Origin of the sequence: Methylobacterium sp. NPDC097929, assembly GCF_049543375.1 — a bacterium.
GTDB lineage: Bacteria > Pseudomonadota > Alphaproteobacteria > Rhizobiales > Beijerinckiaceae > Methylobacterium.
Genome location: NZ_JBMVEP010000019.1, coordinates 1 through 12,975, shown reverse-complemented (window position 1 = coordinate 12,975; position 12,975 = coordinate 1). Strand labels below are relative to the sequence as shown.

The window sequence follows — 12,975 nt, the reverse complement described above, 5'->3', positions numbered from 1 at the left end:
GCAGCGAACAGGCTTGGGGAGATCAGGCGATGAACACGGTCAAGGAACGTCTGGAGGCACTCGGGCTGAAGCTGCCGAAGGCGGCGGCTCCGGTGGCGAACTACGTGCCCTACGTCCGCACCGGCAACCTCGTGGTCATCTCCGGCCAGATCTGCTTCGGTCCGGACGGCACGCTCGATCCCGCCCACAAGGGCAAGCTCGGCGCCGAGGTCTCGCCCGAGCAGGGCGTGGCGGCGGCGCGGCTCTGCGCGCTCAACGTGCTGGCCCAGGTCCAAGCGGCGGTGGGCGACCTCGACCACGGCGTGGTGCAATGCGTGCGGCTCGGCGGCTTCATCAACGCCGTGCCGAGCTTCGCCGGCCTGGCGCCGATCATGAACGGCGCCTCCGACCTGATGGTCGAAGTGCTGGGCGATCGCGGCCGGCACGCCCGCTCGACCGTCGGCGTCGCCGAACTGCCCCTCGACGCGGCGGTCGAGGTCGAAGCGATGTTCGAGGTCGCGTGAGCGCGACCCCTCGGGCGCCGGACTGGCTCACCGCCCGTCCGATCGCCCATCGCGGCCTGCACGATCGCGCTGCCGGCATCCCCGAGAACACGCTGGCGGCGGCCGAGGCCGCGGTGGTGGGCGGCTACGCCATCGAGTGCGACGTGCAGCTCAGCGCTGACGGCGAGGCGATGGTGTTCCACGACGAGGCGCTCGGGCGCCTCACCGGGGAGACCGACCCGGTCGAGGCCCGCACGGCCGCCGAACTCGGCCGGCTCACGATCGCCGAGACGGGGGAGCGCATCCCGACGCTTCCGGACTTCCTGGCACGGATCGCCGGCCGCGTGCCGGTGATCGTCGAGATCAAGTCGCGCTTCGACGGCGACCGGCGCCTCACCCGCCGCACCGCCGAGATCGTCGCGGGGCTCGACGCGCCGATCGCGCTGAAATCCTTCGATCCGGGCATCGTCGCGACGCTGGCCGAAATCGCGCCCGACCTGCCCAGGGGAATCGTCGCCGAGGCGAGCCAGGACGATCCGCACTACGCCCGGCTCACGCCCTCGCTGCGGGCCGAGCTGTCGGGCCTGCTCCATCTCCACGTGAGCCGGCCGCACTTCCTGTCCTGGCGCGTGGGCGACCTGCCGGGGCCGGTGCCCTATCTCTGCCGCCGGCTCGGAAACATGCCGGTGATGACTTGGACGGTGCGCACCGAGGCGCAGCGGGCCCTGGCGCAGGAGCACGCCGACCAGATGGTGTTCGAGGGCTTCCGGCCCTGAGGCCTCACGCGGAGGCCGCCGCGGCGGCGACGGGGCGGCGGTCGCGGATCAGCATCAGCGCCGCCGAGGCGAACAGGCACAGCGCCCCGGCCGCGAAGAAGGCGGGCAGGTAGGTCTCGTAGACGGTCCGGCTGAAGCCCGCGCCGTAGGCGGCGGTGGCCGCGCCGAGCTGGTGGCCGGCGAAGATCCAGCCGAAGACGAGGTTGGCGTTGCTGCCGAAGCGGTCGGCGGTGAGCTTCACCGTCGGCGGCACCGTCGCGACCCAGTCGAGCCCGTAGAACACGGCGAAGACGGAGAGGCCGGTGAAGCTGAAGTCCGAGAAGGGCAGGTAGAGGAGTGAGAGGCCGCGCAGGCCGTAGTACCAGAACAGCAGCCAGCGGCAGTCGTAGCGGTCCGAGAGCCAGCCCGAGCCGATGGTGCCGACCAGATCGAACAGCCCGATGACGGCGAGCAGGCCCGCCGCCGTGACCGTGCCGATCCCATAATCGCCGCACAGCGACACGAAATGCGTCTGAACGAGCCCGTTGGTGCTGGCGCCGCAGACGAAGAACGTGCCGAACAGAACCCAGAAGGTCACCGAGCCCGAGGCCTCCCGCAGCGCGACCAGGGGCGAGGCGAGCATGGCGGCAAAGCCCTGCCGCGGCGGGGGCGGCGCGTCGCCGGTCGCGCCGTAGGGGCGCAGGCCGAGATCCGAGGGCCGGTCCCGCATCAGGACCAGCACGGCGACCGTCGCGACAAGGAGCATGGCGAGGATCAGGGAGAGCGCTGCGCGCCAGCCGTAGCGCTCGGTCAGCGCGGCGAGCAGCGGAAGGAAGACGAGCTGGCCCGTGGCCGTGCTGGCCGAGAGCAGGCCGAGCACGAGGCCGCGCCGGGCCACGAACCAGCGGGTCGCCACCGTCGCCCCGAGCACCATCGCCGTCAGCCCCGTGCCGACGCCGACGACGAGCCCCCAGAACAGCAGCAGGTGCCAGACCCGGCTCATGGCGAAGGAGCCCGCGATCCCGAGCGCGATCAGCACCAGCGCGACGCTGGCGACGCGCCGCACGCCGAAGCGGTTCATGAACGCCGCCGCGAAGGGCCCGAGCAGCCCGAACAGGACGAGGCGGACGGCCAGGGCCGACGAGATCTCGGCGTTCGACCAACCGAATTCCCGCTCGAAGGGTGCGATCAGCACGCCCGGCGCGCCGACGGCGCCGGCGGTCACCAGCATGGTCAGGAAGGTCACCGCCGCGACGACCCAGCCGTAATACACGCCACCCTGCGCGGGCGCCTTCGGGTTGGTGCTCATGCTGAAGGCTCCCCTGGAGCGACCGAGGCGGCTGGTGCTCTTGAATAGCGGTCTATCGACCTCTAAGATGGTTTTGGCGGTCTATCAACCTCTATTTTTGGACAAGCGTGATGGGGCGATCGAGCCGGGCTCAGGCCGATGAGAACCGCGCCCGCATCGTGCAGGTCGCGAGCGACCTGTTCCGTGCGCGGGGCGTCGAGGCGGTCGGCATCGCCGACGTGATGAAGGCCGCCGGGCTGACCCAGGGCGGCTTCTACCGTCATTTTCCGAGCAAGGATGCGCTGGCCGCGGAGGCCTGCGCCCTCGCCTTCGCGCGCGCGGCCGAGACGTGGCGGAGCGTGGCGCGTGAGGCGGCACGGGAAGGCCGGAGCACCACGGCCGCGATCACCGAGCACTACGCCACCGTCCGGCCGCCGAACCGGACCTGCCCGATGATCGCCTTCGCGCCCGACGCCGCGCGCCGGAACGCCGACGATCCGATGCAGTGCAGTTTTCGCGAGGGCGTGCGCACGCTGTTCGAGACCTTCGCCGAAGGCGCGGAGGGTGACGGCACGGCCGAGGCGGAGGAGCGCCTGCAGAGCCTCTTTGCCGCCATGGTGGGCTCGACCCTGCTGGCCCGCGCGACCCAGCGGCCGGCCTGGACGAAGCGTGACGCAACCCGGACGACGTAGCGTCCGAGCTTGCCTCGCGGGCGGGCAGAGTGCCTAAGCGCGTTGCAATTCCGGCCCGGATCCGCCAATCTGTATTTTGTATACCAGAGTCTCGGGCCGGCAGGCGGAGCCTCCGCTCAAGGGAGCGCGCGGCTTCGTGAGCGGCCCGATCGAGCGAAGGACAGGCCGGGAATGCCCGACACCGTGAGTCCGGAACAGCGCGCTGGAAAACCGCCCAGGTTCCAGCTGTTCAGGCCGATCCTGGCGGGCGCGACCCTCCGCGAGCGCCTGATCGCCTGCCTGGGCGCGCTCGCGGGGATCACGCTCACCGGCCTGATCTGCGGCTGGTTCTTCGGGGAAGGCCCGCACATTCCGCTGATCGTCGCGCCGATGGGCGCCTCTGCGGTGCTGATCTTCGCCGTGCCCGCGAGCCCGCTCGCCCAGCCCTGGTCGGTCATCGGCGGCAACACGATTTCCGCCTTCATGGGGGTGCTCGCCGCTCACCTGATTCCGGATCCGGTGATCGCGATCGGCGTCGGCGTCTCGCTCGCCATCGCGGCGATGTCGCTGACCCGGTCCCTCCACCCGCCCGGCGGCGCCGCCGCCCTGACCGCGCTCATCGGCGGCCCGGCCGTCACCAATGCCGGGTTCACGTTCCCCCTCTTCCCGGTCTGCCTGAACTCGATCATCCTCGTCGTGCTCGGCATCGCCTTCCACAAGATCTCCCGCCGCAACTACCCGCACGTCCCGGCCCCGGCGCCGGTCAACACGCACGGAACCGCGGATCTCCCCGCCCCGCTCCGGGTCGGCTTCCGGGCGGAGGATGTCGACGCGGCCCTGGTCGCCTTCCACGAGACGCTGGACATCGACCGCGCCGATCTCGACCGCCTGCTCCGGCAGGTCGAGCATCAGGCGCTCGTGCGCACGCAGGGCGATCTCACCTGCGACGAGATCATGTCGCGCGACGTCGTCACCATCCGGCGCACTGACAGCGTCGAGCAGGTGCGCAAGCTCCTGATGGCCCACAACATCCGGACGCTGCCGGTGGTCGACGAGGCCGGGCGCCTCCTCGGTACGGTCGGCCTGCGGGAACTGACGCTCCAGGGCGAGGGCGGTATCGCGGAGCTGATGTCGGAGGCCCGCACGGCGCGGCCGGACGAGCCGGTCGTCGGCTTGGCCGATGCCCTGACCGACGGCCGCACCCACGCGGTCGTGGTCGTCGCCGAGGATCGACGCATTCTGGGGATCGTCACCCAGACCGACCTGCTCGCGACCCTGACGCGCCTGCTCTCGGCCAAGGCCTTCGCGCCGCCCGCCGCGACGGTGTCGTAGGGCCTGCCCGGTCGCGCAGCCTCGTCAGCGCGCCGGCCCCACGGCCGGTGGGCCGGCCCTCGGAGAGGGATCGTTCGACACAGTTGCGTGGATGTTGGCCTGGAATTTGCGGGAACCTCGGCTTACCGGGCGCCTCCGCAGGACCGAGCCGATGCACGAGAATCCGCTGCTCCTTCAGCTGCTCTACGCCGCCCTGATGGCGTCGAGCATGATGCTGACATGGCAGGTCCATCGCCTGCGTAAGCCGTAACCGGGCTTTCCGCTCGACCCGTCGAGCTGGAAATCCGCTCGTCGACGGGGCGCCCGATCCGCCCCCGCCCCCTGAGACTTAGCGCTCGGCCTCGCCCGCGCGTCCGCCCTCGGCGCGCCGCATCGGGTCCGGGGCGGCGGGGCGGGTCCTCGCCTCGGCCTTCGCCTCCGGCGTCAGCATCATGCGCCCTTCGTAGCCGTCATAGCCGCCGCTGTAGGAAAACCGGTTGAACGCGGCGCGCCGGACCATCTCCTGCGAAGGCTCGTTCTGCCAGGAGCGAAGCGGCGATCTGCGGGCATGACGCCGCCCCTTCGCCGCCTCGATCGCGGACCGGTCAGGCATTCGAGCGCTCCCTTTCGTTTTGCCGATACAAACATAACCCGGCGCGCCGGCCGTGTTCCAGCCCGCGGCCGCGGCGTTTCCTGCCAAATGACCGACCGATCGCGACAGGCCGCCCGCGACAGGGGTCGCGGATGGCCCCCCGTTCGGCCGCAGCCCTATTGCGGGCCGGGGCCCTCCGGGGAGTCTTTGCCCTGCGTCGCCGTCTTGGGATGCCCCAGGAACTCGGCGAGATGGGTCTTCCACAGGTTGGCGAAGCGCAGGGATTGGTGACCATGCGTCTCGGTCGAGGTCGGCACCAGCACGAAGCGGCCGTCCTTCACCCGGGCCATCGCCGCGTTCATCACGTCGAGCTGGGGCGGGTTCAACTCGTCGTCGGCGAAGTTCACCGCGAGCACCTTGGCGGTGATCTTTTCCAGGTCCGGCGAGGGGTCGTAGTCGTAGGAGGAATCGAACCAGTAGAGCCAGTCGTTGGCGTCGGCCTTGTTCTCGTAGCCGGCGACCATCTTGTCGTAGGTCTTGTCGGCCGCCGCGCGGCTGGGCGCCTGCTTCTGCAGGCCGAGCACGCTCTCGGTCATGATGTTGAAGATCGGCAGGATGCGCTCGAAGTTGCGCGGCTGCTCGGTGTAGTCGCCGCCCTTCCAGGCGGGATCGGTGCGGATGCCCTCGATCAGCAGGCGCCGCCACAGGGCGTTGCGCCCGCTCACCGGGATCGGCTGGCTCGCCACCGCCATCATCAGGTCCATCGCGCCGGGATAGCGCTCGCCCCACATCCAGGCCTGCATCCCGCCCATGGAGGTGCCGAGCACGAGGCGCAGGTGCTTGACCCCGAGCGCCTCGGTGACGACCCGGTACTGGCCCTCCACCACGTCGCCGTAGCCGTAGCGGGGGAAGCGCGCCTTGAGCCCGTCGGAGGGCTTCGAGGAGCCGCCGCGGCCGATCCCGTCGGGCAGGATCACGTACCAGCGGCGCGCGTCGAGCGGCGCGCCCTCGCCGAACAGCTCCGGGCCGAGGGTCGGGATCAGGAAGCTCTTTCCGGTGCCGGTGGTGCCGTGCAGGACGAGCACGGCGTTGTCGATCTCGCCGTCCGGGCCGCGATGGGGCGTGCCGAGGGTGGTGTAGTGCAGCTTGAGCTTGTCCAGACTCTCGCCGCTGGCGAATTTGAAGTTCTCGACGACGTGGTCGCCCTCCCGCTGGCCGGGATAGGCGGCGGCCGGCGCGGCGATCGCCGCGGACGGGGCGAGGCCGGCGGCGAGCGGCGGCAGCGCCATCGCGGCCGCCAGGAGAACCGTCCGTAGCGAGCGTATCCGAGCACCCATCAAGCGTCCTCCTCGATCCATCCGAACGAACGTTCCACCGCCCGGCTCCAACCGGCATACAACGCGCCGCGTTCGGACGCATCGAGATGCGGATGCCAGCGCCGATCGACCGCCCAGTTGTCCCTGAGATCTTCGAGGGTGCGCCAGAAACCTGTCGCCAAGCCGGCCGCATAGGCCGCGCCCAAAGCCGTCGTCTCCGAAACCTTGGGGCGCAGGGTCGGCCGGTCGAGGATGTCGGCCTGGAACTGCATCAGCAGGTCGTTGACCGTCATACCGCCGTCGCAGCGCAGCTCCGCGACCGGAATGCCGGAATCGCGCTCCATCGCCTCCAGCACCTCGCAGGTCTGGTAGGCGGTCGCCTCCAGGCAGGCGCGGGCGATGTGGCCCCGGTTGGCGTAGCGGGTGAGCCCGATGATGAGGCCGCGTGCGTCGTCGCGCCAGTGCGGGGCGTAGAGGCCGGAGAAGGCCGGCACCACGTAGACGCCGCCATTGTCCTCGACGCTGCGGGCCAGCCCCTCGATCTCGTTCGAGGCGCCGATCAGCCCGAGATTGTCGCGCAGCCACTGTACCAGGGCCCCGGTGATGGCGATGGAGCCTTCCAGCGCGTAGGCGGGCGCTTGGTCCGCGAGCCGGTAGGCGACCGTGGTGACGAGCCCGGCCGTCGAGGCGACGGGCTGAGGCCCGGTGTTCATCAGGGCGAAGCAGCCGGTGCCGTAGGTGTTCTTGGCCTCGCCCGCGGCAAAGCAGGTCTGCCCGAACAGGGCCGCCTGCTGGTCGCCGAGGATGCCGGCGACGGGTACGCCGGGAAACGGGTCGCGGGCCTCGCCCAGAACGCCGCTGGAGGAGACGATCCGCGGCAGCACCACCCGGGGAATGCGGAACACGCCGAGCATGGCCTCGTCCCAGTCGAGGCTTTCGAGCGACATCAGCTGCGTGCGGCTGGCATTCGTCACGTCGGTGACGTGCAGGCCGCCCTGCGGGCCGCCGGTGAGGTTCCAGACGAGCCAGGAATCGATCGTGCCGAACAGGGCATCGCCCTCCTCGGCCCTGGCCCGCGCGCCCGGAACACGGTCGAGCAGCCACGCGAGCTTGGAGGCCGAAAAGTAGCTCGCCAGCGGCAGGCCGGTGACGGCGCGGAAGCGGTCGCGGCCGCCGTCGCGGGCGAGCGCGGCCACGTGCCGGTCGGTGCGGGTGTCCTGCCAGACGAGGGCGTTGTGCAGCGGCTCGCCGGTGTGCCGGTCCCACAGCACGGCGGTCTCGCGCTGGTTGGTGATGCCGATGGCGGCCAGATCCGCCGGCGCGAGCCCGGCCCGGGCCAGCCCCTCGCGCATCACCGCGTGGGTGTTGCGCCAGATCTCCCGCGCATCGTGCTCGACCCAGCCGGGACGGGGAAAGATCTGCTCGTGCTCGCGCTGGGCCTGCGCGAGGATCGTCCCGCGCCGGTCGAACACGATGAAGCGCGTGCTCGTCGTGCCCTGGTCGATCGCCCCGACCGCCTCCGGCATGGCGTTCCTCCCGGCTTTTTCGCGCCCGGGACTCGCACCCGGCGCGCGCTTCGATCCTACACGAGGCGGTCTCCGCCGGAACCGGTCAGCCCCCTTGCGCCCGTTCCAACTGGCTCGGGGTGTCTTTCGCCCCCATCTGCCGGGCCATGTCGGCCGCGCTCATCCCGGAGGCGTCGCGTTTGCCCGTGTCGGCGCCGTGGGCGAGCAGCAGCTCGACGATCTCGGTGCGGTCGAACATCGCCGCCACCATCAGCGCCGTGCGGCTGCCGTCGCCCGCCCCGTCGACCTGCGCGCCGCGCTCCAGCAGCAGCCGCACGATGGACGCGTCGCCCTTGAAGGCCGCCCCGGCGAGCGGCGTCTGCCCCCGGTCGTTGGCGAGTTCGGGATCGCCCCCTGCCTCCAGGATGACGCGGGTGGCCGCCTCCTGGCCGTTATAGGCGGCGAGCATCAAGAGGCTGTCGCCCTTGTCGTTGCGCAGGTTCGCCGGCAGGCCCTGGCCGAACAACTCGGCCAGCTCGTCGGCATGGCCCATCCGGGCATACTGGAAGACGCGGGCGGCGAAGGCGAGGGTCTCGTCGTCGAGAGCGGGCGGTGCGGCGTTCGGATCGGCCTGCATGGTGCTTTTCGAGGCTTCGTGGCGGGGTCGAACCCGTGCATGTGGCGCCGTCCGGGGCTTCGTCCAGCGGTGGCCTCAGGCGGCTTCGGGCAGGCCGGGCCGATTCAGGCCCCCGAAGCGCCGGTCGCGGGCGGCAAAGTCGCCGACCGCCGCGGCAAGGTCGGCGGCGCTGAAATCCGGCCACATCCGGTCGGTGAAGTGCAGCTCCGCATAGGCCGCCTCCCAGAGCAGGAAGTCGGAGAGGCGCTTCTCGCCGCCCGTGCGGATCAGCAGGTCCACGTCCCCGTCCGCCCCCAGGGCGCCGGTCAGGCCCTCGCGGCTGAGGCCATCCGGGCCGAGGCGGGCGGCGGCCGCGAGGATGGCGTCGCGCGAGGAGTAATCGACGGCGATGCGCAGGTGCAGGCGCTCGCCGGAGGCGGTGGCGGCCTCGGCGCGGGCCATCGCCTCCGGGATGCCCGCCGGCAGCCGGTCGCGGCGGCCGATCACCGTGAGCCGCGTGCCGGTGCGGGCGAGCCGCTCGGTCTCGCCGCGCAGATAGGCCCGCAGCAGCCGCATCAGCCCGCCGACTTCCTCGGCCGGGCGGCGCCAGTTGTCGCTGGAGAAGGCGTAGAGGGTGAGCGTGCCGATGCCGAGATCGGGCGCGGCCTCGGCCACCCGCTGGATCGTCTTGACTCCGGCCCGGTGACCCGCGCTCCGGGGCAGGCCGCGGCCGCCGGCCCAGCGGCCGTTGCCGTCCATGATGATCGCCGCGTGCAGACCGGATCTGCGATCGAGAGGGCTTTGCATCGTAAAGTCTCCGGACGGCGGAAGGCGCTGGGATGAGGATGGTGGGAGGAAGTCGGCGGGGCCGGTTTCGAAATGTCTCTCGCCGCCCGTCAGGCGGGTTCGGCGAGTCCGGATCGATTGTGGCCGGTGGGACGGTCGCCCTCGGCCGGCTGGCTTCGGCCGGCCGGGTTCTGCGCGCCCGCGTTCTTCTCCGGCCGGCCCGCGGCCTTGGCGGCGTCGCGCACCACCTGCTCCAGCACCCCGAGATAATCGAGGAAGCGGGTGCGCCCGGAGGGCGTCAGGCGGCAGAGGGTCTGCGGGCGGTTCTGGTCGTAGCCCTTCTCCAGGCTGACGAGGTCGGCCTCCTGCAGCACCGCGAGGTGGCGGCTGAGATTGCCGTCGGTGAGCCCGCACAGGCGCTTGAGGTCGGGGAAGGCGAGGCCGCGGGGATGCGAGACCAGGGAGGTCAGCACCGAGAGCCGCGCCCGCTCGTGGATGATCCGGTCGAGCCCCTCGTAGGAGAAGCGGGCCTCGGGCCGCTCAGCGGTCGGCATCGGCGTCTCCATCGGTGCACCCGTCGGCGACGCCCTCGCCGTGACCCGACTGACGGTGGATGAGGATGGCGAGCAGCCCCTGGCCGACCGCGAAGGGCAGGCCCATCAGCCACGGCGAGAGGTGGCGCGTCTCGCTGGCGAGCGCCAGCACCGCCAGCCCGGCGAGCAGGTACCACGCGGCGGCCAGCGGAACGGTGCGGGGCAGGATGCGGGCGGAGGCGAACAGGCCGAGCCCGACCAGCACCTGCCAGAGGCCGGGCAGCATCCAGAGCTGGTCCGGCGCGAAGCGGGCGAAGACGAGCCCCAGGCACAATCCCGCCCCGCCCGCGGGCAGAAAGCTCTCGATGGCGTTGAACACCATGGCGTCGGCAAGGCCCGAATGGACCCGGCGCGAGCGGCGCACCGCCTCGAAGCCGATCAGGAGGCAGGCGGTGACGGCGGCGGCGATCCACAGTCCGAAGAAGGCGACCGGCCGGGCCGTTGGGTCGTCGAAGAGCAGGGCCTGGCCGCCCGCGACGACGAGGGCGAGGATGCCGGTGGCGGCCAGCGTCGCCGCGCCGAGGCCGCGAAAGGCCGTGTCCCGGGCGATCTGCATCCGGATCGCCACGATATCGGCGAGCGCCCGGTCGAGGTCGCCTGGGGTCTCACGCATGGGGTTCAGCTTCCCGCGTCGAAGCGTGCTTTGCGCTGCAAAGTACACGCGGATGCAGAGCCGTCAAGTGTGACGCCCGCCCCTCACCTGACTCGAAAAACAAACATATCTAAAGCGAGCCTATCGCCTAGAGTTACAGAGGCTTGCTGGACCGCACAGGCTTGCGCTGATAAACCTAGGTCGGCCTAAAGGGAGGAACGAGCTGCAATTGTATAATATTTTGAAATTTTTTTTGATGCAGGACGCTCTTACGCCCAAGCTTGCGTAATAGAAAAATTGAAAAAGGAGGAGATATGAGCGGAAACGGGCGGAAATTTTACGTTGGTATTTTTAAAGAAGATGAGGAGATTATTGGACACTCAAGCGCAGCCACGGCCGAAGATGCATCAAAGACTGAAGGTGGTGTAGATTTAGCCAAAGATGAATCAAAAAATAACATTCACGCGAATCTAGACTTTGAAAGTGTATTTCGAGCATACACATCTATGATGGAAACTTATAGAAGCTTCATACCAATTACACTTAGCCTTGCCCCTACTATAGTATCGACTGTAAGCGGAAAGAAAATAGAAAAATTTGCAGCGAGAAATGGAACAATCATTGACGACTACTCTGATGAAAATAAAACTATTTATGAGGTAAATATCGGACACTTCAGAGAATTTACAATGTATCAGGGCGAAATAGTAGCTGCAGCCCGCGGCGTAAGTCACATACCTGAGGTAATGATTATTGGATTAATAAGCTCATACGACGCGTTTCTATCAAATTTACTCAGGGTTATTTTCAAAAACCATGATGAAATTATATTCAAATCTGAAAAGAACATACCATATACGGAAATATCCGCTTTTTCAACAATCGACGATGCGCGATCATATCTTATAGACAAAGAAGTTGAGAACGTTATAAGACAAAGCCATCATGACCAATTTGCTTGGATGGAAAAAAATCTAGATATAAAGCTAAAAGAAGGCCTAAAAATATGGCCCGCATTCATTGAATTGTGCGAACGACGAAATTTGTTGACGCATACAGGCGGCGTCATCTCACAGCAATATATAAAAAACTGCATGACCCATAAATGCTCTATCTCAGATTCTGCGGTCGGAAGCAAGGTAAAAATAAATCCAAAATATTTTTCCGAAAGCGTGGAAGTAGTTTATGAGCTTGGAATTAAATTGTGTTATGTTATGTGGAGAAAATTTTTGAAAGATGAAAGTCGGCGGGCGGATACTGTTTTGAATGAGATGTGCTTCGATTTGATATTCAATGGCGCCTATTCAATTGCTGAAGCAATTTTGACATTTAGTGTTCAGGTGTTGAAAAAAGGAGGTGCGGATCGAACTCGTCGTATGATGGTTGTCAATCTTGCGACTGCAATTAGGCTCCAAGGCCGGGCTGCCGAAGCTCATAAAGTAATTGATAATGAGGATTGGTCTGCGGTCGGCGATAATTTTAAAATTTGCGCGGCATCGGCCCGCGGAGACATCGATGAGGTTGCAAGGCTGATTAGGCATATTGGCCCTAACAGCAAAGAAATCGATGCAGAGAATTATAGAATATGGCCCGTATTTCGTGAAATGAGGAAAGACGAAAGATTTATATCTGCATTCAGAGATGTTTTTGAGGCCGATCTGATCAAGAACACTCCTTCTATTGTTATGCAGAATTCTGACACGCTAGGAGAAAAGTCAGAAAAAATTCATTGAAAAACTTGATGCTCTGGTTGCGCAATCAATATAAAATAATAAGGCTAAAATATCTCGTAGTTTCTAGGCTCGGGCAGATAACAATCCTGCTGGCGTACTGTAAAAAAATTTAATGATGATGTTCTTTTAAGTGTCTCTTACAAAACTCCCGCCGCGCTTCCGCCGCCACAGCGAGAGGCATCAGTGACCGGGAGTTTTGTGAGGCACTTAAAATATATGAGTCGATAGCCTCGTTGCCCTCAATCTCGGCGCGCAACTGCCCAATCCCGCTGGTTCACGCTCTTACGTCGCTAGCCAGGACTTGTGCCTACGTCAATTTTTGGCGGAAGGTTCGCGGGCGAAACGGCTTGGGACTATGGGCTACCGCCTCTTCGCCCTCGAACAACCGGATGATCTCGTCCTGAAACATCGTGTCGAAGTCGTCCGGCACCGAGATCTGTCCGGCGAGGAATCCGATACGTCGCGTGCGCGGCGACTCGACGTCCGCGGACACGACCCGCACCAGAGGCCGACCATTTTCGGCGATCACGAACGGCTCGCCGCGCGACGCCGCCTCGATCAGCCGCGACAGATCCGCCTCGGCCTCGCGGAGGCTGACCGTTTTCATGACGGTCTCCCTGCTCTGAAAACGTGCTGAAGCTAGGGCCTGTTGTCACTTGAGCCAATCGAGCGTTGCGGCGAGGCAGAGGACACCGGCGAAGCTGACGGCGGTCTTCTCGTAGCGTGTGGCGACGG

At 66.6% G+C, this 12,975-nt stretch carries 14 protein-coding genes and 1 pseudogene; 5 read left to right on the top strand and 10 right to left on the bottom strand.

Going from position 1 to position 12,975, the window contains the following annotated elements; all coding sequences use genetic code 11:
- Positions 1 to 29: 29 nt before the first annotated feature.
- A complete protein-coding gene (locus ACPCJR_RS24575; RefSeq protein ID WP_391515966.1) occupies positions 30 to 503 on the top strand; it encodes a RidA family protein in 474 nt (157 codons plus the stop codon).
- On the top strand, positions 500 to 1,258 hold the full coding sequence (locus tag ACPCJR_RS24570; protein ID WP_391515968.1) for a glycerophosphodiester phosphodiesterase family protein: 759 nt from the start codon (positions 500 to 502) through the stop codon (positions 1,256 to 1,258). Before ACPCJR_RS24575 ends, ACPCJR_RS24570 begins: the two co-directional genes overlap by 4 nt.
- 4 nt (positions 1,259 to 1,262) lie before the next feature.
- Here ACPCJR_RS24570 and ACPCJR_RS24565 read toward each other — a convergent pair whose 3' ends face one another.
- Positions 1,263 to 2,546, bottom strand: a complete 1,284-nt coding sequence (locus ACPCJR_RS24565; protein ID WP_391515970.1) for an MFS transporter — start codon at positions 2,544 to 2,546, stop codon at positions 1,263 to 1,265.
- A gap of 110 nt (positions 2,547 to 2,656) precedes the next feature.
- Here ACPCJR_RS24565 and ACPCJR_RS24560 point away from each other — a divergent pair, with 110 nt between their 5' ends.
- The gene (locus tag ACPCJR_RS24560) at positions 2,657 to 3,217 is read left to right on the top strand and encodes a TetR/AcrR family transcriptional regulator (protein ID WP_391515972.1); all 561 of its coding nucleotides are present in this window, start codon (positions 2,657 to 2,659) and stop codon (positions 3,215 to 3,217) included.
- A gap of 171 nt (positions 3,218 to 3,388) precedes the next feature.
- Entirely contained in the window at positions 3,389 to 4,528 is a 1,140-nt protein-coding gene (locus tag ACPCJR_RS24555; protein WP_391515974.1) for an HPP family protein, read from the top strand.
- Positions 4,529 to 4,856: 328 nt separating this feature from the next.
- Here the strand turns inward: ACPCJR_RS24555 and ACPCJR_RS24550 are convergent, their stop codons facing one another.
- The 7 genes from ACPCJR_RS24550 to ACPCJR_RS24520 form a co-directional block, all read right to left on the bottom strand.
- A complete protein-coding gene (locus ACPCJR_RS24550; RefSeq protein WP_391515976.1) occupies positions 4,857 to 5,120 on the bottom strand; it encodes a hypothetical protein in 264 nt (87 codons plus the stop codon).
- 155 nt (positions 5,121 to 5,275) lie between these two features.
- Positions 5,276 to 6,436: an alpha/beta fold hydrolase gene (locus tag ACPCJR_RS24545; RefSeq protein WP_391515978.1), complete on the bottom strand. Its 1,161-nt coding sequence runs from the start codon at positions 6,434 to 6,436 to the stop codon at positions 5,276 to 5,278.
- The gene (gene glpK / locus ACPCJR_RS24540) at positions 6,436 to 7,941 is read right to left on the bottom strand and encodes a glycerol kinase GlpK (RefSeq protein WP_391515980.1); all 1,506 of its coding nucleotides are present in this window, start codon (positions 7,939 to 7,941) and stop codon (positions 6,436 to 6,438) included. The genes ACPCJR_RS24545 and glpK overlap by 1 nt, the downstream gene beginning before the upstream one ends.
- 85 nt (positions 7,942 to 8,026) lie before the next feature.
- The gene (locus ACPCJR_RS24535; RefSeq protein WP_391515982.1) at positions 8,027 to 8,557 is read right to left on the bottom strand and encodes an ankyrin repeat domain-containing protein; all 531 of its coding nucleotides are present in this window, start codon (positions 8,555 to 8,557) and stop codon (positions 8,027 to 8,029) included.
- Positions 8,558 to 8,632: 75 nt separating this feature from the next.
- Complete coding sequence (locus ACPCJR_RS24530; RefSeq protein WP_391515984.1) at positions 8,633 to 9,343, bottom strand: di-trans,poly-cis-decaprenylcistransferase; 711 nt, start codon at positions 9,341 to 9,343, stop codon at positions 8,633 to 8,635.
- A gap of 89 nt (positions 9,344 to 9,432) precedes the next feature.
- On the bottom strand, positions 9,433 to 9,876 hold the full coding sequence (locus ACPCJR_RS24525) for a transcriptional regulator (protein WP_391515986.1): 444 nt from the start codon (positions 9,874 to 9,876) through the stop codon (positions 9,433 to 9,435).
- Positions 9,863 to 10,528, bottom strand: coding sequence for a hypothetical protein (locus tag ACPCJR_RS24520; RefSeq protein ID WP_391515988.1), 666 nt, complete (start codon positions 10,526 to 10,528; stop codon positions 9,863 to 9,865). Before ACPCJR_RS24520 ends, ACPCJR_RS24525 begins: the two co-directional genes overlap by 14 nt.
- A gap of 293 nt (positions 10,529 to 10,821) precedes the next feature.
- Between ACPCJR_RS24520 and ACPCJR_RS24515 the strand changes: the two genes are divergently transcribed.
- Complete coding sequence (locus ACPCJR_RS24515) at positions 10,822 to 12,240, top strand: hypothetical protein (RefSeq protein WP_391515990.1); 1,419 nt, start codon at positions 10,822 to 10,824, stop codon at positions 12,238 to 12,240.
- Between the two features lie 307 nt (positions 12,241 to 12,547).
- Here ACPCJR_RS24515 and ACPCJR_RS24510 read toward each other — a convergent pair whose 3' ends face one another.
- Both ACPCJR_RS24510 and ACPCJR_RS24505 read right to left on the bottom strand, forming a co-directional pair.
- Positions 12,548 to 12,847 carry a type II toxin-antitoxin system Phd/YefM family antitoxin gene (locus tag ACPCJR_RS24510; RefSeq protein ID WP_391515992.1) on the bottom strand — a complete coding sequence of 100 codons (300 nt, stop codon included), beginning with the start codon at positions 12,845 to 12,847 and terminating at the stop codon, positions 12,548 to 12,550.
- 45 nt (positions 12,848 to 12,892) lie between these two features.
- Positions 12,893 to 12,975 (bottom strand): annotated as a pseudogene (locus tag ACPCJR_RS24505) (IS5/IS1182 family transposase); the annotation flags it as partial.

Bases quoted from the DNA above. Each gene is read 5' to 3' on its own strand.
- ACPCJR_RS24525 (WP_391515986.1), bottom strand. From the start codon at position 9,876: ATGCCGACCGCTGAGCGGCCCGAGGCCCGCTTCTCCTACGAGGGGCTC.
- ACPCJR_RS24520 (WP_391515988.1), bottom strand. From the start codon at position 10,528: ATGCGTGAGACCCCAGGCGACCTCGACCGGGCGCTCGCCGATATCGTG.
- ACPCJR_RS24565 (WP_391515970.1), bottom strand. From the start codon at position 2,546: ATGAGCACCAACCCGAAGGCGCCCGCGCAGGGTGGCGTGTATTACGGC.
- glpK (WP_391515980.1), bottom strand. From the start codon at position 7,941: ATGCCGGAGGCGGTCGGGGCGATCGACCAGGGCACGACGAGCACGCGC.
- ACPCJR_RS24510 (WP_391515992.1), bottom strand. From the start codon at position 12,847: ATGAAAACGGTCAGCCTCCGCGAGGCCGAGGCGGATCTGTCGCGGCTG.
- ACPCJR_RS24545 (WP_391515978.1), bottom strand. From the start codon at position 6,436: ATGGGTGCTCGGATACGCTCGCTACGGACGGTTCTCCTGGCGGCCGCG.
- ACPCJR_RS24560 (WP_391515972.1), top strand. From the start codon at position 2,657: ATGGGGCGATCGAGCCGGGCTCAGGCCGATGAGAACCGCGCCCGCATC.
- ACPCJR_RS24550 (WP_391515976.1), bottom strand. From the start codon at position 5,120: ATGCCTGACCGGTCCGCGATCGAGGCGGCGAAGGGGCGGCGTCATGCC.
- ACPCJR_RS24515 (WP_391515990.1), top strand. From the start codon at position 10,822: ATGAGCGGAAACGGGCGGAAATTTTACGTTGGTATTTTTAAAGAAGAT.
- ACPCJR_RS24530 (WP_391515984.1), bottom strand. From the start codon at position 9,343: ATGCAAAGCCCTCTCGATCGCAGATCCGGTCTGCACGCGGCGATCATC.
- ACPCJR_RS24535 (WP_391515982.1), bottom strand. From the start codon at position 8,557: ATGCAGGCCGATCCGAACGCCGCACCGCCCGCTCTCGACGACGAGACC.
- ACPCJR_RS24575 (WP_391515966.1), top strand. From the start codon at position 30: ATGAACACGGTCAAGGAACGTCTGGAGGCACTCGGGCTGAAGCTGCCG.
- ACPCJR_RS24555 (WP_391515974.1), top strand. From the start codon at position 3,389: ATGCCCGACACCGTGAGTCCGGAACAGCGCGCTGGAAAACCGCCCAGG.